The organism is Methylophilus sp. 14, assembly GCF_015354345.1.
In the GTDB taxonomy this organism is placed as follows: domain Bacteria; phylum Pseudomonadota; class Gammaproteobacteria; order Burkholderiales; family Methylophilaceae; genus Methylophilus.
In genome coordinates, this window is record NZ_JADKYS010000001.1 from 517,403 (window position 1) to 534,320 (window position 16,918).

The following is a 16,918-nucleotide window of genomic DNA, read 5'->3' on the forward strand; positions in this document are numbered from 1 at the left end:
GCTCACTGTGGCCGCCCCGTGACCGGGATCAGTGCATGTGTCATCAGTGCATGTGTCATGGCATAGTGGATCAGCGCCGCATTGTTAGGAGCATTCATCTTTTTGAGGATTTTGGCGCGAAATACGCTGACCGAGCCAGGGGCGATGTTCAGCTCGGTGGCGACGGCATTGACGGCCTGGCCTTTAATCAGTTTGAAAAACACTTGCAGTTCGCGTAGTGACAGGCGTTCGTGCAACATGGGCTTGCTGGTTGCCTGTGTCTGTAGTGACGGGATGACATAGCGCTGCCCGCGTGCGATGGCCTGGATAGCTGGCAGCACGTGGTCTCTGCCCGCGGTATAGGCCAAATAACCTGCGCAGCCTAATTGCATGAAGTGATGCATGCGATCAGCCTGCGTACTGCCATTGATAATCAGGATAGGTGCATCCGGGCAGGCTTGCCTGAGGTCGCAAAAGGTTTCCAGGCCATTGCTTTGCGCGGACGACACATCGAGGATCACCGCGTCAAATGGTTGCTGGCGGATTTTTAAAATCGCCTCGCAGGCACAGCCGGTTTCGTCACCCAGGTGTAGTGCATGTTCAGCATCCAGCAGCGCCTTCAGGGCGCGATGACTGAGCGGGTGACCATAGATTAACAAAACGTTTTTCATGGCATTGATCCCGATGCGTATTTGTATTGACTATTTCTGTGCGACTTTTCGGTTAGCTTTCACTTGCCAGATAGCATTGCCGGCATCATCTGCGACCAGTAAATGACCATTTTTATCCCGTAGCACAGTGGTCGCCAGCCCGGTCACCTTGACCCCAGTGGCCGTGACATCAGTGACAGGTCGTCCTGCTGACACACTCTCTTCTGTGGCCAGGCTGGTTGTGTTGATCAGGTTGGCCAGGATATCCATCGGCGTCCCCGGTATTGGTTGCGGGCTTAGTTTCTGTGACTCTGATTTGTCTGGTGCCCTAGGTGATGCCAGCATGGTTGGATTCACCGCTTCAGGTGCTTGCGTGATGGCTATTTGCCCGGGCTGATAAGCAAACTTCAGCAGGCGATTGGCACTGGCTACATAGAGAGCGTCATCGATGAGTGCGATGCCTGCAGGGGCCGGGATGTCTTTGATAAACACATGCCGCTGGTCGGCGATGCCATCCCCATCGTCATCGCGCAACAAGGTGATCTGGTGCCGCCTATCTGATGATGCCGCTGCGTCGGGCGCCCATTGGTGGCTAATCCATTGTTTAAGGCTAAACGTCTCACTGTGGGGCTGTGGCAATGCTTCAGCGACCAGGATGTCGCCATTGGGCAAGGCATATAACCAGCGTGGATGATGTAAGTCATGGGCAAAGGCGACTACATGTGTACCTTGTGGTGAGGCTAGCGTGGGCGCAGTAGATGTTTTGCCGTCTGGCCAAGGCAGTGTTTCTGCTGCCTGCGAGGTCGGAAACCAGTCAGTCTTGGCAATTGCCTCTGCGTGGACGCGCATGCTGGTAGAGGCGGGAGGTGTTGTTGGCTGCGAGCAACCACTTAAGGCTAGCATGCATAGCGAGGTCGCGATGATGCGTCGCTGGAGGAGGGGCATGAAAGTATATGGCATGGTGGGCTCCTGATTATTATCTGCGAGTGGCAAGTATCTGGTGTATGCCAGTCACCCCTTGCTCAAACTGGATAACATTCGCCGTCATATACAAGCGCCAGAGACGGTACGTGCGTTCGCCCACCAGGGCCGCTGCCGCGGTGTGGTGAGTCTCCAGCGCCGCCAGCCACTGGCGCAGGGTCAGCACATAATGCCGCTGCAATCCTTCTACTTTAAACACGTCAAATTTGGCATTATCCATGTGCTGCAATCGCTGGGAAAAAGTGGTCAGGCTAGCCTGTGGGGACAGATGGCGGTTGATGAAATCCCGGCTATTCGCTTGCTGCCAGGCTGCACTTTCGCTGCTGATGGCATGACTCAGAAACACACCACCAGGTTTCAGCAAGGCATGTACTGTGGCTAACCAGCCCGGCAGTTGCTGACTGCCAACGTGACTGTGCATGCTAATGTTCACTGCTTTGTCATATTGACTGGTGGCGGGCAGGTTGCTGATATCTGCGAGCTCGATCTTGATCAGGTGGCTCAGTCCCTGCGCTTGCACTTGTCGGGTTGCATAGGCGTATTCATCCGGGCGGGTCGTGATGCCATGCACAAACACACCATAGTGTTTAGCGGCCCAGCATGCCAGCCCACCCCGGCCACAATCAATGTCCAACAGGGTGTTGCCGTGCTGTAACCGTAAAGCCTGGCAGATTTTGTCCAATTGGGTCTGCTGTGCCTCGGCCAAAGATGAGGACTGCCCTGTAAAGTAAGCGCAGGCATGCAGCCTATGCTCACCTAACCATAGCTGGTAGAAGTCGTCGGGTGCATTGTAATCAAGCCTGAGCGTATTTTCTGACCGGGATTGTGCTGGCGTGCTCGCCTGGGGTATCTGCGTGCTGTGGGCGTACTGGCTTGCCTGGTGACTGGCCAGCGTCAAGGCGCGGAATATCAGCCCCAGTTTTTCATGCAATGGCAGGGATAGCGAGACAAAGTAATCCTGTAGCTGCATTGCCGCATGAAAGTCCCCCTGAATCTGGATATCACCAGCCACATAAGCCTCTGCCAGGCGGTGAGGATCACTGAATAACACCATGTCGCGCAACACCGAGGCCTGTTCAAGGCATACGGTAAATGCCGGGCTGCCGGTGCCTATGTGCAGGGTGTTGCCATTCCACAAGCGTACGGCAAATGTGCCTGTAAACGTCTGAAACAACTTGTTCAAGATCAAGCGTACCTGAGTGGTTTCCCCATCATCCTGAGGAATGGGCTGCGCTTGTTGCCAGCCTGGATCTGTCATTAATGGTCGCAGATGGTCTAACGCGTTGACGGGATAGCTACTCATGGCAAACTCCTGCTCAAAATACAATAAAACAGATTTCTAATGGGCGCCCGCAACGGCTAATGCGCGGCCCTGATGAATCACTGTCATCTGCCTAGAGTGTAAAAATGAAGCGGGGGATCAAGTATCGGGTGCTGGCTGATTGTCTTGTCAGACCAGTCTGACATCTGGCGGGGAGGCGCTGCAATACTTACAGCAGCTTCCGCCGTGATGACATGGGTGCTGATCTTTTTGTGTTCGTCATGGCTTGGGTCATTAGACCAATCAAGTGCGCTTACTATTAAGAGAGCAATATGAAACCTACGCTAGGCTTTAGCCTGCTGCTTTTTTGCCGTTGCAAGGCTTAAATGGCTTGTTTTTGCGCGATCTTCAGAATAATGAACTCTGCTGGCCGCACGACTGCCATGCCCATTTCTACCAGCAGCCTGCCTTGCGCAATATCGTTTGCCGTCATGGTGTTGCCCAGGCCGATGTTCACAAAAAACGCCTGCTCCGGTTTGCTGCCCTGTAAACCGCCTTGCCGCCACAGCAGGATTAAAAAGTTTTCGATCATGGCTTGAACACGCACCCAGGTGTTGGCGTCATTAGGCTCAAAAACCATCTGCTGCAAGCCTTGGTTAACAGAGGCTTCTACCCAGCTAAACAAGCGCCGCACAGGAATATAGCGCCACTCATTGTCGTTCCCCGCCAGCGTTCTCGCGCCCCATATCTGCGTACCTTTGCCCGTAAATTTGCGGATGATATTAATCGATTTGCCAGCATCTACATCCACGTTGTAAGTCTGTTGCTGTGCGCTGTTGAGGTTAAATAATGGCCGCATAACCTGGTTCAGCGATGTATTGGCAGGCGCTTTCCAGACGCCACGGTCACGGTCAACTGCGGCATAGACTCCCGCGATGGCACCGCTGGCGGGCAAGGTATTCAAGGCGATATTCGCTGCATCTATCCATTGCTTGGCGAGCACATACTGCGCATATAACTTCTGGTTGAGCAACGCTAATTGTGCCTGGGATTCAGGCGTTACCTCAGCTAGCCCGGTAGCGCGTATTTCCGCAATCAGTGCCAGCAACTGCTGGTCCTGGGTCAGCTGCTCTGCGCTCACCACGCTGCCATCACTTTTACGTTTAAACACTAATTGGTTAAAGTCAGTGGTTCTTGCCAGGCTGGCAACCAGCCACGGCCCATAGGCTGCGCCGTATTTCAGGTGCGCCATGCCCAAACTTTGCCTGAAGCGCGCTGCTTCAACAGCAAAGTCGGCTGTATTATTTTGTAAGCGCAGATCAAACAGCGCAAAGCGGTTTTGCACCTGCGCGCATTGCGCCAATGCAGTGGCCTCCAGCGTATGGGGTTCGCGACACAGGGCAGCCTCAGGCATGGCGATTAGCGTTGGCAGCGGGTCTTTCTCCAAGGCATTCAATCCGGCTGCCAATGTGGTTGCTGTGACCTGCTCACTGTAATTGCCCACGGAGACAATCACACATGGGCCGCCGCCATTGGCGAAAAATAGCCGCACGCTGTCATAGAGGTAAAAAGGGTGATCCACGGTGGCGTCAATGACTTGCTGCTGCGCATCCAGCCACAGTGTCACCGGCGACTTGGCTGCGCCGCCAAACAAATGTTCAAAGTCCAGTAATGAGTTGATGCGTGTGGGGACGCGTGCCAGTGATTCACCTTGCTTATCCGCTTTTTCGGTATGGCCGATGAATGCCGGAATCGCTGTTTCCAGGGCTGGAATGCTGGGCGGTAGCTTGCTCGTTTCTTCAATATAAACGCCGGGTGTTTGGTAAACAGGCATGAATGGTGTCCCCGAAGGTGGCAATGTGTGATCACAACAGTGGTCAAGCCATTATAGGCTGTTTAGTGCAGCAGGGGAGATGGGGCGAGCGGGCGCTGTAACGTAAAACTGCCCATAGGAATCACGCTGATTCCTATGGGCAAGGTCATGTGTAAAACACTTATTGTGCAACCACAATATCGTCTTTCACCGCAGTCACGCCTTTCACATTTTTAGCTAACAGCACCGCTTTGTCAGCTTCAGCCTTTGACTTCACCACACCGGACAACTGTACCAGGCCATTGCTATCGGTTTCCACTTTAATGTCCGTTGCACTCACGGCTTTATCTTTGGCAAACGCGGTTTTCACTTTAGCGGTGATCACCGTGTCTTCAACCTTGGTGCCAATGGAGTCACCATCCGCTGCAAAGCCAGCCATAGGCAATGTCAACGCACTGACTAACAAAAGAGATTTGAATGTGTTTTTCATGATGATTCCTTGTTGAGTTAATTTAACGAGGTTTCATTATTAAAAAAACACCCAAGCTTAGGCATCCAGCGCATTCTGATACTTGCGTAAGACATGGCTGACGTGGGATTTCCTACACGCGCTCCGTATAAGGTCGCCACATTGTTATACCATAGCGCTAAGTTCATTTTTCATACCAAGCATGCAATTACACACTCAAATCTTGGGCCAGGGCCAACCACTCGTTTTACTACACGGACTATTCGGTTCAGCAGATAACTGGGGCAGCATTGCCAAGCACTTTTCACAGCATTACCAGGTCATTAGCGTCGATTTACGCAATCATGGCCGCTCGCCGCATAGTGATACGCAAACCTACCCGGACATGGCTGATGATTTATTAGCGGTGCTGGATGCACTCGGTCTGTCGCAAGTGCATCTGCTCGGCCATTCCCTCGGCGGCAAAGTCGCCATGCAATTTGCCACGCAATATCCCGACAGAGTGAACAAACTTATTGTGGTCGATATGGCGATGCGCGCTTATCCTGATAGATACACACAACTGATGGATCACATGCTGGCAGTGGATCTCAGCCAGATGGCATCGCGTAATGAGGTAGATAACGCTTTAAAGGATGCAATTCCTAATCTAAGGGTACGGCAGTTTTTACTCACTAATCTGGTCAAGAACGAAGCGCAGTTACAGTGGCGGATTAATTTGCCAGCGCTTAAAGCCAATTACGCGACATTGATAGCAGCGATTGCCGTCCATTTTGAGCAGCCCAGTTTATTTATTCGCGGCGAGCGCAGTGATTATGTGCAAGCAAGTGACATTGCCGAACTGCAGCGACATTTCACCCAGGCTGAGTTTGTTAGCTTGCCCACGGACCATTGGGTGCATGCTGAGCAGCCACAATTGTTTATACAGGCGCTAGAAGCTTTTCTGGCTTAATTTAGGCTTGATTCACAAACAATCAGGCCACGCGCTGGTGGCCTGAATTGCCTCATTTATAAAGTCACGACTGGGAAATCAATGTCCGTCTGTGCGATATGGTTGGTGTAGTTGGTCAAGGTGTTTAACGCCACGCTGGTAATCACTTCTAACACCATGCCATCATCCACCCCTGCCAAATAAGCCTCAGCAAAATCTTCATCCGAGAGTAACCCGCGCTGTTGCACAATCTTGACGGCCAGTTTGAGCAAGGCATCAGTCAGCGCATCTTCTGCACTGGCTTGGCGTGCCGACTGAATGGCCTCGCTATTCAGTCCGGCGCCTTTTGCAATCAGGCTATGGGCAGACAAGCAATACTGGCAACTATTGGCCTGGCCAATCGCTAAAGCCAGTGACTCGCTTTGTTTTGCGCTTAAGCGGCCTTTGCTCGCCGCTTCACTCAAACTCAGATAAGCATTTAAGGCCACAGGGGCCTGTGCCAATGTGGCAATCAAATTAGGCACTTTGCCCATTTTGGCTTTCACAGCATCCAGAGTGGCATTGATTTCTGCGCTAGCGGTTTGACGGTTAATCGTTTGAATACGTGCCATGATAAATCTCCTTGTGTGGTTAATTGGAACGCTTGGTGCGTTGGAGATATCATGCAATACTCATGATTATTAAAGGTCTCGTTATTTTGATCAGGAGTCTCGTTTGGACCCGTTGTTGCCGCTATTGAATCAAATCTCGCTCTCTGCCCAGGTGTTTTTTACCGGGGATCTTTGCCAGGTGGTGAACTTTGATGGCACTGGCGCGGTGGGGCATATTCATTTGTTGCGGGCGGGAAAGCTAGACCTGATGTTTCGGGATAAACGCATTGCGCACATAGATCAACCGAGCGTGGTGTTTTTTCCTAAACCGACCAGTCACGTGTTAAACCCCGTAGTGGGTGAGCCGTGTGAATTGGTTTGTGCCATGATTAATTTGGGCGCGAACGTACGCAGCCCGTTGGCCACTGCATTGCCAGAATATGTGATTGTGCCTTTAAGCGACATGCTACAAATCGCGCCCACCTTGCAACTACTGTTTCATGAAGCCTTTGCGCAAGACTTGGGGCGGCAACCCGCGCTGGATAGGCTGGCAGAATATTTCCTGATCCAGATTCTGCGGCATGTGATTCAGCACGGCCAATTACAGCAAAGTATTTTTGCCGCATTGGCTGAGCCGCGATTGGCGCTGGCCGTCAAAGCCATGCATGAACATCCATCTCATCCATGGACGTTGGAAACCTTAGCGGATGTGTCCGGCATGTCGCGCGCCAGGTTTGCTGCCAACTTCAAAATGACGGTAGGGACCACGCCGCTGGATTACCTGACCGACTGGCGGCTGTCGATTGCACAAAACCTGATCCGGCAGGGCAAACCGCTTAAAAGCATCGCCACGCAAGTGGGTTACCAAAGTACTGCAGCGTTTAGCCGCGTGTTTGCAAAACGGCTAGGCGTGTCACCAACCGAGTGGAGTTAGCATGCTTCGCCATCCGCATTTAAAAATATTTCCGCCTTCATACAATATTTCCATGTGTGAAACGTCTTCACAGCATGGATACGCATTTTGAAAACAATTTACTCACAGCGCAGCAATATATGGCACAGCAAGATTCTGTGATCACAGACACCTTCAACAAAGAGAAGGCCAGGCTACGGAATTTCATCCGCAAAAGCGTCCCGAATGCCGGTGATGCAGAGGATATTTTGCAGGATGTGTTTTACGAGTTTGTCTCCGCTTACCGCCTGCCAGAGCCGCTGGAACAAGTTGGTGCGTGGTTATACCGTGTCGCCAGAAACCGCATTATTGACCGCTTTAGAAAGCAAAAGCAGGAAGTCGCCTTAGACCCGCAAGAGGATGAAGACGCCTTCTGGCTGGATTCCATCCTATCCATTGAGCATGAAACACCGGCCACGCTCTATGAAAGAAAACAGCTGATTGAGCAGGTGGTGGCCGCGCTCAATCAGTTGCCAGGTGAACAAAGGCAAGTGTTTATCGCACACGAGCTAGACGGCAAAAGCTTCAAGCAGATTGCCGCAGAAAGCGGTGTTGCGCTCAACACCTTATTAGCAAGAAAAAGGTATGCCGTGACTTTTTTAAGAGAGCAACTGCAAACCAGTGACCCATCCTATTAATGTCTGAATTTTTGGAGAAATCAATGAAAAGTTGTAAAAGTAAATGTGCTGCCTTTGCCGCGTTAGCCGTCGTCTGCATTGCCGCGTTATCTTATGTGGTGATGCTGTTGTGGAACCATGTGGTGGTTTCATTAGCTGACGGTATTCACGTGATTGATTACTGCCATGCGGTCGGGCTGTTGATTCTGAGCAGAATTCTTTTTGGTGGATTCCGCGGGCGTCATGGCCATCACCACCGGCATTGCTGCGGCGAAGCCATGAGCGCAGATGAGCAAGAAAAAGTGCGTTGTGGCTTATTCAGTCGTTTTACGGAGTAATGACGATGGTATAACGCTTGATTGTGCTCATGATAACCGCGCGATGGATGGTTATTAATTCATTCGGCGGTTATCACAGGCACACATATAAGCTTATTTTTATTTCTCTAAACTGCATCCAATTGGAGTTGTTCGTCGTACTTGATGTTGGGTGCAATTAAAATATCAAAATAAAATTTGGAAAAAATTGTGAGAGATGACATCGAGGATTTGATAGCTCGAATAATAGATAGGGATGAGGATGCTTTTAACGATTTGTATGAAGCTACTTTTAGCAAGATCTATAGTCTGGCTTTGAAGATTACAAAAGATTCGAGTACTTCTGAAGAAGTGGTTGAGGATACTTATTACCAGGTATGGCAAGAGATTTATCGCTACGATTTCAACAAGTGTCCCTTGTTTAACTGGATGTTAATCATTTGCCGTTCTCGTGCCATTGATGCGGTGAGAAAGCGCAATGCTGTGCCTGAGATGGTGATTAATTACGATTGGGCGATAGAGTCAACAGACTTGTCAGCAGACGATAAGCTGCAAGGCAAACAGGAGTCGCTGGCCGTCGTGAAAGCGTTGTCTGAAATTAAACCCTTGCAAAGGCAGCTTTTACATCATGTTTTTTATTACGGATTATCGCATCAGGAAATATCTCAGTTGATGAACATGCCGCTCGGATCCGTGAAATCAACGATTAACCGGGCACAAAAATCATTAAGAGAGAAACTCAAAGGTGAACAGTTTTGAATAAAGAGATCACAACCAACAAACCTGAATCATTGGATTTTGATTTATTTCTTGAGCTGTTTGAGGCGACACCGGATCTGGAGCCTCAGCGCGAGACGAAAAACCATATCAAAACGAAATTGATGCAACGGGTTTCACAGAGCAGAGATGCGCAATTTTTTGTATTTTCAGAGCAAGGTCTCTGGAAATCAATCAAGCATGGGATTCAAATAAAGATATTGAAAAGTGATGCCGAGGCCAAATCATTTCTGCTTAAGTTAGAACAAAACACGGTCATTCCGTATCACGATCATCAAAAAAATGAAGAAACGTTTGTGGTTGATGGCGAGGTGTGGCTGGACGGGATTCACTGTAAAAATGGGGATTATCACTTTGCTGGTGCGGGAACCTATCATAAGGAAATCCGCACTGAAAACGGCTGCACACTTCTAATCAAGACTTATTGATGCGCCAGCCGCCTACAGCAATGAGAGTGATTTATTTAATTCTGACCATGGCGGCATTCATGTTTTCTGCTTCAACATGCTTGGCAACAAACGATTTTAAGGCGCCGATATGGCAAGTTGGTGGGCATCTGCAAACGATCATTCCCTCGCTTTTCCCGCAAACTGCAAAGCAATCATATGTTCGGGAGCGGTGGGAGTTATCAGATGGGGACTTTGTAGATGTCGATTGGACCGAATCACCAGAGCATTTGGATAACGCGCAGAATAAACCAGTCTTGGTGTTATTCCACGGTTTGGAGGGCAGCTCTCAAAGTCATTATGCGCGGATGATTATGTCTTCTGCCAGGCAGCGTGGATGGCTTGGCCTGGTTGTTCATTTTCGCGGCTGCTCAGGCGAGCCTAATCGACTTCCCCGTGTGTACTATGCCGGGGATGCCGAAGAGATCAATACCTTTATTTCAATCATTCACCAAAAACTCCCTGAAAGCGCTATCTATGCGGCAGGCGTCTCACTGGGAGGAAATGCACTCTTAAAGTGGTTGGGTCAATATCCGAATGAGGCGCGTCGGCTGGTCAAAGCGGCAGCTGCCATTTCAGCACCCATCGATTTGAAACAAACGGCTCACAGCCTTGATACAGGCATTAATTACCTGTTATACAGCAAACACTTTGTCGCGACGATGAAGCCAAAAGCGTTGCAAATGGCAGAGCGCTTTCCTGACCATTTGGATGCCAAACGTATCCAGTCAGTCAGTACGGTTCAAGAGATGGATAACGCGGTGACCTCGGTGTTGTTTGGTACAAAGAGTGCTGACGAATACTATGATGTGAACGCCTCCAAGCCCTGGTTGCCAGCGATACAAACTGAGACGCTCATTTTAAATGCCAAGAATGATCCTTTTGTCCCCTTTGAAAGCTTACCCTCAGAAGCAGAAGTATCAAGTACGGTTCATCTGGATTATCAAGCTGAGGGAGGGCATGCAGGCTTTTATGGGCGTGGGGATAAAGCATCGCCATGGCTTGCAGGGCGCATATTCAGTTTTTTCGATTCGATAGAGCAATTGCAATTAGACGCTGTTGTGGATCCGCTCATTCATTTTCATCCCGCTTCTCTATATCAATAACCTTCCACCACTCATCTCTCTCACCTGTTACTGAGGTCATTTCTTTGATCTCATTTCTTAACGATTAATCAAATCTAAATTAAATAATCACATTCTTAATGCATCCATTTTTAAATGCATTACGTATATGTGTTACGAAAAAAGTTTTCACTTTCAAAGTAAGCATCGGGATAAGTAACGTATTTGTGTGCGTTATTACAGTTAATTTGTTGTTGCGATAATTTGTCACGCGAAAATATTTTTTTTGAATGTAGTCACATTAAGCCGTTCGTCAGTGGACATAAAAACGGTTTTTTGATGGTTGTTGTTGGGAGCGTTAGTGGTGTGCCTAGGCTGGGATGAAGCTAGTTTCAGTCTAGGTCACACTGTTTTGTAAGTCATTTTAATAACTGAAAATATATTTTTTAAGAGAGGTTAGCATGAAGAAGAGTTTAATTTACAAGGCAATACTGGGCACCAGTTTGCTGGTAGCGGCTTCCCAGGTGAATGCGGATACATTGTATGGCGTGAGCAGCAGCAGTATTGCTGTGATTGATACCTTGAATTTGGGTGCGGTGTCTTACATCAATGTTTCAGGGTTGGCAGCGAATGAGAGATTGCTGGGTGTTGATCTGAGACCCACGGATGGCTTGGTTTATGGCCTCACCAGCCAGAACAGGTTGTATACACTGGACACAATGACTGGTGCAGCCACCTTCAAGACCAGCCTGACAGGAGCATCTTTGACTGGGCAATCTATCGGCATAGACTTTAACCCGGTTGCAGATTTTGCGGGTAATGCTTCGCTACGCGTAGTCACTGGCACCGGCAATAATTATGCGATCAATGCCAATACCGGGGTGGTAGGGAATACCGCCGGTGCAAACATTGGTAGTGGTTATACCGCCGTTGCTTATAGCAATTCCGAGCCGGGAGTTACCCCCGCCAGCACTGGGTTGTATTACGTGAATACAACCACCGACTCATTACACTTTCTGGCCAGCGGATTTAATAATCCAGCCGGTGCTGGAGGCATCCAGACCGTCGGCGCATTGGGTGTAAATGCGCTGTCTGCCAGTGGCTTTGATATTCTTGGTAACGGCAAGGCCTACGCCTTGTTTAACCTGGATGATGGCACCCTGGATTCTCAGTTGTTTTCGATTAACCTGATGACTGGTGCCGCGACCTACATCACGACTTTAAACGGTACTTTCAATGGTTTGACTGGCGTAGCAACTGTTCCCGAACCGACAAGCGTTGCATTCCTGCTGGCAGGCCTGGGTCTGATGGCTGGCGTGGTAGCGCGTCGGTCTCGTCAACACTCATAAGTACCTGGTTAGACCCCTAAGACTTAACAGGCCGATGCTTACTAGCATCGGCTTTTTTTATGTGAATGTGAAAACCCTGAAGAAGCGCGGGTGTGTAGTCTCTGCATCTCTGGAAAACGACAGAATTGCGTTGCGGGTTATGCGGCTGTTTTTATTTAATCAAGCTAAATCGTTGTGGTGCCAGTTTGTTTGATCTGGCTTGCCAGATGATCAATACTTGTAATGCTTGCATTACCATTTTGCCCGTTCAACGTCGCTTGCTGGGTGTTGAGCGTCTTTTAAATCAGCTGTCGAAGTGGGGCTACTCGTTGAGGATGCACTTTGCGTATTCCCATCATCATCACTATCTAACTCAAGTGACATCGACACGCCTAATATATTGAACAAATGCAACAACTGGTCAACGCTGACCAGGTTGGGATTTCTCTCAATTTGGACAATTCTGGATTGTGATAAACCCATCTTGGCCGCTAGGTTTTGTTGCGTCCAATTTCTTCTTTTTCTTAAAGACTTGATGTGTGCTTTAAGCTGTTGTCCAGAGGTAATCGTCGTTTTCATTACATCATCTTATTACATAAGGATAATAAATTCAATAAATTATATTTGTATAATAAAAAGTGGATTAGGACTGCGTTTTATTATTTAAATATAATAAATTATTAAAATTACATTAATGTAATTTTTGGCTGAATCTATCGTCATTCAAGATAAAAATAATACGCTTTCATCAACTCACACAGCCTAGCTGAATCAAACTAGTGTGTTAATCAAGAGAATGAGCGCGTTGCTGCTGAAAATCATGAGTGACTTTCACGCAAATCAGCGCTCAACACAAAGCAAGTTACAGCGCATACTGTGCACACGTTGTACCGATTCATTACTTTCATTTAGGAGAAACACCATGTGGACTAAACCAGCTGCTACAGAAATGCGTTTTGGCTTTGAAGTAACCATGTACGTGATGAACAAATAATTTTAGCCCAGGCTAAGATGTTAAAAACCCGACCAAGTGTCGGGTTTTTTGTTAGCAACGGGACTTACAGGCAGTGGGTGATATGTCGTTTTGCAAGACCTGCCCCAAAACATCACGTTGATATTAAACGCAGTAAGCGCAACCATTACGACGGCGCAAAACACGCTTTAGGCATTGCCAAATACATTTCTAAATACATCACTAAAAGCTATCTGGAACACCACCAATTCAATCGCAAACGCTATTGGGCGCCACGATCAATCAAACTTCCCGAAACGATGGCTGAATGGATGCAGGCTGAAAAAGTGGCTGACGCGGTGCAAGAGCTTTACACCCGATTTGATACCGCCATTATGGTTGAGGCAGTCAAAGACCGCAGTTTGTATATCACCGAAGCCAATGCGCCAATGATATTTTTTAGATACTTACCTAGCGATCAAACGCCATTAAAAGTCCCGTTTTAGGCTACGCACAAACGCACTGCGCGCCGCGCGTAAGCGCGTCGCACAGCGCGGATTGGGCGATGCCCTAGACTAGATATAAAGGACACTTAATTCAAGTCTACGGAAACCCTTTTTAATTGTTCTCCATAATAATTCAAAAGCGTTTGATAGTTTGAAGTGTTATTTTTGATCTCTTGAATTGCTAAAAATAACAATGTTTTGTCACTTGGACGACTATCTCTGCGAAAAGTCATAAATATATGACCAAGTAATTTAGTAACAATATTTTGCCAAAAATGACCTTGTACAATTTTCTCTGGCTCTGTGTTAATCAGTCTTTGAAGTAGAGGTTTGACCGTTGAGATATCCGGAAAGAGGATTTTGAATGGTTTAGATAGTCGTTTGATATCGTTGCGTGTGATTGGACATTTAGAAGAGTACTGAAGACTTATGCCTCGTAATGCTTTACTTTTGTCCAAAATTGCTTTGGAAATTGTTTGGCATAATGCGTCAAGAATTGACAAATATCTAATGCGGCGTACCAAGCGTTTAAGTTGTAACTTAAAGGTGTCCAATATAGTGGAATTGCCAAATGTTACAGCATCAACAATATTTAAGATTAACTGTTCATTCCAAAGGTCATTTTCCCAGCTATATCCAGAAGTGCAAATTACTTTATCGGTAATTTCTAGACCACTTAAAATTTCATCGTAATCTCGATCAACAATCACAAATGAGTTTTTTGTGCCCGCTTCTCTCAGAGCTAAAGCATATTCATAAGCAACTCGTTTATTGCCAATTGCTTTGATTTTAATTTTATGGTTTGGAATTAGTTTAGAGAATATTGCATGAAAAAAAGTACAATCTGGAACAACTTCCAATTCGTTTTTAGAATCTAGGGTTTTGCCTTCAGTAAAAATCACTATCTCGGTGTTATAAAACATTGAGTAATTACTAATACCCGCATTACTTCTCATGAAAGTCATGACAATAATGCCTCCATGTTGATAACTTTATTCGAATAAATGCTTACAATATCGGGAGAGTGCGTTGCAAAGATGATTTGAGCATTAGGATTAAGTCTAGAAATTGAGCTAGTAAGTTTTTCTTGCCATTTAATATGAAGCGATAATTCTGGTTCATCGGCTATGAATATCATAGATCTTTTATCTTGAATTAACGCTTCACCAAGAATGATCAATAGCTGTTTTTCGCCCGATGAAAGGTCTTCTAAATCAATTGATTTCCCATCTCTTGTTTTAACTGTAATATCGTTTCTTTCTGAGATGCCAATAACTTTTCTGCCATCAAAAAGCTCATTTACTACTGAAAGGAAAGTATCTCTAGGTTCAAATATTTCAGCTTTTGATTTCTCCAAATCCTCGTAGTATTGAACTAATGCATGTGTTTTCTGAGCGTTATAAAGCACTGCAAAGTCAGTTAGATCAAAAGTTTTATTCTCTAATGCACTTTGTGCTTTTTGTACTTTTTCTACAAAAATATTAAGGCTTTGTTTATATTTGTTTTGCTCAACACCCAATAAGTCAAATACTGATGCTAAATCTTCTTTTTCAGTTTCGGTGTTTATTCCTTTTGTAAACTCTTTAATTCTAGATTCATTAACCGTTAGTAATGACAAAAAAACTTTCTTCTGAAACTCTAAAGTGTGCTCTCCATACTTTCTGTTTAATTGAGAAAAGTATCTTGTAAAAGAATTATTTAACTCCAAAAGCTTGTAATCAATCGGCGAAAGATTTTTCTTATGCTCTTCATTAATTGAAAGGTTGTTATTTCTATGGATTGATAGCCAACATAAGTTTACTAATTCAGAAAGTTGCCTTCTTATATCCAAAAATCTTTCTCTTATTACCTTTTCTCTGAGCATTCTTGGAGGTATACCTCTATAAAATTGCTCTTCTGCAACAGCGTCCAAGTCAAATATCTGTGCATCGTCTTTGCTGCTTCTTTTTATGCGATACTCGATATCATAATAAGGTAACCCCTCTTTTTGATTTTTTAAAATTTCTATCGTCGGATTCTTTTTCCCTTTTATTTCTTGAAGTTTTATCAATACCTTTAGGAATTGAATCTTGTCTAGCTTCTCAAAATCAGCGTTTAGTGCTGCAGCAATCAAATTTATAATCGTAGTTTTGCCTGTGCCATTCTGACCTATCAGAAAATTAAAGTTTTGATCCAATGGGAATTCAATTTCACACCTCTCGTCGCCCCAAAGTCCCTTTATATAAATTGACTTTATTATGTTCATTTTTTTTACTCGGTATGATTAAGCGTTAGTTATAGTGTAGTCTATAAAAACAAATAATGGCTACTAGCTGGCTACTAATGTAAGGAAATGTATAAAAGAAAACGGCTCCCATCTCTGGAAGCCGCTTAGTATTTGGTGGTGAAAGAGGGACTTGAACCCTCGACCCCAGGATTATGAATCCTGTGCTCTAACCAGCTGAGCTACATCACCAGATTTGAAAGACCGCGATTATAGCAGTTGTATCATGGGTCGACAATATAAGACTGTGACCTTTTTGACTAAGTATTTTCTGCTTTTTTGATTTTTGTCATTTCTGGCTTATGATTCAGGCGTATTCTTGCCAACTTTTAAATTTGGAGCAGAATAGCGGCATGACTCGGGAAGCAGATGATCACAGTGGCGTACTCAAGTTAAGCGCGGTGTTGGCTGATGCTTTGCGCCAGCGCGATGCGTATACGCGCTTGCATAGTGACCGTGTGATGGCGCTGGCAAACGGGATTGGGGTGGCGCTTGGCCTGAGCGGTAACGAGTTGCATGTGCTGGAGCTGGGCGCGAGTTTGCATGATATTGGCAAAATTGTGGTGCCGGATGTGGTGTTGATGAAGCCGGGCAGGCTGGATGATGCCGAGATGCGTGTGATGCAGTTGCATCCTTCGGTCGGCGGTGATTTGATTGCGGCTTATGAGCATCCGCGGTCTGAGCCCGTGTCTAAGGTGATTCGCCATCATCATGAGTGGTTTGATGGTTCTGGTTACCCAGACAATCTCGCGGGTGAAGGGATTCCGCTATTGGCGAGGATTGTGACGCTGGTGGATAACTATGATGCAATGGCGGTGCGGCGGGTGTATCAGGGCGCGAGGCCGCATCATGAGATTATGCAGATTATGGAAAGTGAAGCCGGGACCAAGCTGGACCCTGAGATGTTTAAACGTTTCGTCCAGGTAATTGATGATCCACGTTATGCCATGTTCAAGGCATCTTGATCGGCGCATTAAAAAAGGCTGGAGTTGTTCTCCAGCCTTTTTGTGTATTAGCGCAAT

20 protein-coding genes and 1 tRNA gene are annotated in these 16,918 nt (G+C 46.8%); 11 read left to right on the top strand and 10 right to left on the bottom strand.

Annotated features, from left to right (window positions below; translation table 11 throughout):
* Positions 1-2: 2 nt before the first annotated feature.
* The 5 genes from INP78_RS02575 to INP78_RS02595 form a co-directional block, all read right to left on the bottom strand.
* The gene (locus INP78_RS02575) at positions 3-650 is read right to left on the bottom strand and encodes a response regulator transcription factor (protein ID WP_194740628.1); all 648 of its coding nucleotides are present in this window, start codon (positions 648-650) and stop codon (positions 3-5) included.
* Between the two features lie 30 nt (positions 651-680).
* On the bottom strand, positions 681-1,589 hold the full coding sequence (locus tag INP78_RS02580; protein WP_228522612.1) for a hypothetical protein: 909 nt from the start codon (positions 1,587-1,589) through the stop codon (positions 681-683).
* Between the two features lie 16 nt (positions 1,590-1,605).
* Positions 1,606-2,913, bottom strand: coding sequence for a cyclopropane-fatty-acyl-phospholipid synthase family protein (locus INP78_RS02585; protein WP_194740629.1), 1,308 nt, complete (start codon positions 2,911-2,913; stop codon positions 1,606-1,608).
* 340 nt (positions 2,914-3,253) lie between these two features.
* Positions 3,254-4,705, bottom strand: a complete 1,452-nt coding sequence (locus INP78_RS02590) for a phage tail sheath C-terminal domain-containing protein (RefSeq protein ID WP_194740630.1) — start codon at positions 4,703-4,705, stop codon at positions 3,254-3,256.
* 160 nt (positions 4,706-4,865) lie between these two features.
* On the bottom strand, positions 4,866-5,174 hold the full coding sequence (locus INP78_RS02595) for a BON domain-containing protein (protein ID WP_194740631.1): 309 nt from the start codon (positions 5,172-5,174) through the stop codon (positions 4,866-4,868).
* 181 nt (positions 5,175-5,355) lie between these two features.
* Here INP78_RS02595 and INP78_RS02600 point away from each other — a divergent pair, with 181 nt between their 5' ends.
* Complete coding sequence (locus INP78_RS02600) at positions 5,356-6,105, top strand: alpha/beta fold hydrolase (protein ID WP_194740632.1); 750 nt, start codon at positions 5,356-5,358, stop codon at positions 6,103-6,105.
* 56 nt (positions 6,106-6,161) lie between these two features.
* Here INP78_RS02600 and INP78_RS02605 read toward each other — a convergent pair whose 3' ends face one another.
* A complete protein-coding gene (locus tag INP78_RS02605; RefSeq protein WP_194740633.1) occupies positions 6,162-6,695 on the bottom strand; it encodes a carboxymuconolactone decarboxylase family protein in 534 nt (177 codons plus the stop codon).
* 103 nt (positions 6,696-6,798) lie between these two features.
* Between INP78_RS02605 and INP78_RS02610 the strand changes: the two genes are divergently transcribed.
* The 7 genes from INP78_RS02610 (at position 6,799) to INP78_RS02640 (ending at position 12,196) form a co-directional block, all read left to right on the top strand.
* Positions 6,799-7,608 (top strand): AraC family transcriptional regulator, encoded by an 810-nt coding sequence (locus tag INP78_RS02610; protein WP_194740634.1) that lies wholly within the window; start codon positions 6,799-6,801, stop codon positions 7,606-7,608.
* A 74-nt stretch (positions 7,609-7,682) separates the two neighbouring features.
* Positions 7,683-8,264: an RNA polymerase sigma factor gene (locus tag INP78_RS02615; RefSeq protein WP_194740635.1), complete on the top strand. Its 582-nt coding sequence runs from the start codon at positions 7,683-7,685 to the stop codon at positions 8,262-8,264.
* A gap of 23 nt (positions 8,265-8,287) precedes the next feature.
* Entirely contained in the window at positions 8,288-8,581 is a 294-nt protein-coding gene (locus INP78_RS02620) for a hypothetical protein (RefSeq protein ID WP_194740636.1), read from the top strand.
* Between the two features lie 177 nt (positions 8,582-8,758).
* On the top strand, positions 8,759-9,319 hold the full coding sequence (locus INP78_RS02625) for an RNA polymerase sigma factor (RefSeq protein ID WP_194740637.1): 561 nt from the start codon (positions 8,759-8,761) through the stop codon (positions 9,317-9,319).
* On the top strand, positions 9,316-9,765 hold the full coding sequence (locus INP78_RS02630; RefSeq protein ID WP_194740638.1) for a cupin domain-containing protein: 450 nt from the start codon (positions 9,316-9,318) through the stop codon (positions 9,763-9,765). The genes INP78_RS02625 and INP78_RS02630 overlap by 4 nt, the downstream gene beginning before the upstream one ends.
* Positions 9,765-10,889 carry a YheT family hydrolase gene (locus INP78_RS02635; RefSeq protein ID WP_228522613.1) on the top strand — a complete coding sequence of 375 codons (1,125 nt, stop codon included), beginning with the start codon at positions 9,765-9,767 and terminating at the stop codon, positions 10,887-10,889. The genes INP78_RS02630 and INP78_RS02635 overlap by 1 nt, the downstream gene beginning before the upstream one ends.
* A 419-nt stretch (positions 10,890-11,308) precedes the next feature.
* Positions 11,309-12,196, top strand: coding sequence for a DUF4394 domain-containing protein (locus INP78_RS02640; RefSeq protein ID WP_194741106.1), 888 nt, complete (start codon positions 11,309-11,311; stop codon positions 12,194-12,196).
* 231 nt (positions 12,197-12,427) lie between these two features.
* On the opposite strand, the gene INP78_RS02645 is transcribed toward INP78_RS02640, so the two are convergent.
* Entirely contained in the window at positions 12,428-12,754 is a 327-nt protein-coding gene (locus INP78_RS02645; RefSeq protein WP_194740639.1) for a helix-turn-helix domain-containing protein, read from the bottom strand.
* A 343-nt stretch (positions 12,755-13,097) separates the two neighbouring features.
* Between INP78_RS02645 and pqqA the strand changes: the two genes are divergently transcribed.
* Both pqqA and INP78_RS02655 read left to right on the top strand, forming a co-directional pair.
* The gene (gene pqqA, locus INP78_RS02650; RefSeq protein WP_081624291.1) at positions 13,098-13,169 is read left to right on the top strand and encodes a pyrroloquinoline quinone precursor peptide PqqA; all 72 of its coding nucleotides are present in this window, start codon (positions 13,098-13,100) and stop codon (positions 13,167-13,169) included.
* A 17-nt stretch (positions 13,170-13,186) separates the two neighbouring features.
* Positions 13,187-13,633, top strand: a complete 447-nt coding sequence (locus tag INP78_RS02655; RefSeq protein WP_228522614.1) for a hypothetical protein — start codon at positions 13,187-13,189, stop codon at positions 13,631-13,633.
* An 86-nt stretch (positions 13,634-13,719) separates the two neighbouring features.
* Here INP78_RS02655 and INP78_RS02660 read toward each other — a convergent pair whose 3' ends face one another.
* From INP78_RS02660 to INP78_RS02670, 3 genes are all read right to left on the bottom strand, one after another.
* The gene (locus INP78_RS02660) at positions 13,720-14,598 is read right to left on the bottom strand and encodes a DUF4435 domain-containing protein (protein ID WP_194740640.1); all 879 of its coding nucleotides are present in this window, start codon (positions 14,596-14,598) and stop codon (positions 13,720-13,722) included.
* Positions 14,595-15,878, bottom strand: coding sequence for an AAA family ATPase (locus INP78_RS02665; protein ID WP_194740641.1), 1,284 nt, complete (start codon positions 15,876-15,878; stop codon positions 14,595-14,597). Before INP78_RS02665 ends, INP78_RS02660 begins: the two co-directional genes overlap by 4 nt.
* A 133-nt stretch (positions 15,879-16,011) precedes the next feature.
* A tRNA-Met gene (locus INP78_RS02670) sits at positions 16,012-16,088 on the bottom strand.
* 161 nt (positions 16,089-16,249) lie between these two features.
* On the opposite strand from INP78_RS02670, the gene INP78_RS02675 reads away from it, so the two are divergent.
* Positions 16,250-16,861 (top strand): HD-GYP domain-containing protein, encoded by a 612-nt coding sequence (locus tag INP78_RS02675; RefSeq protein WP_194740642.1) that lies wholly within the window; start codon positions 16,250-16,252, stop codon positions 16,859-16,861.
* The last annotated feature ends 57 nt before the right edge of the window (positions 16,862-16,918 follow it).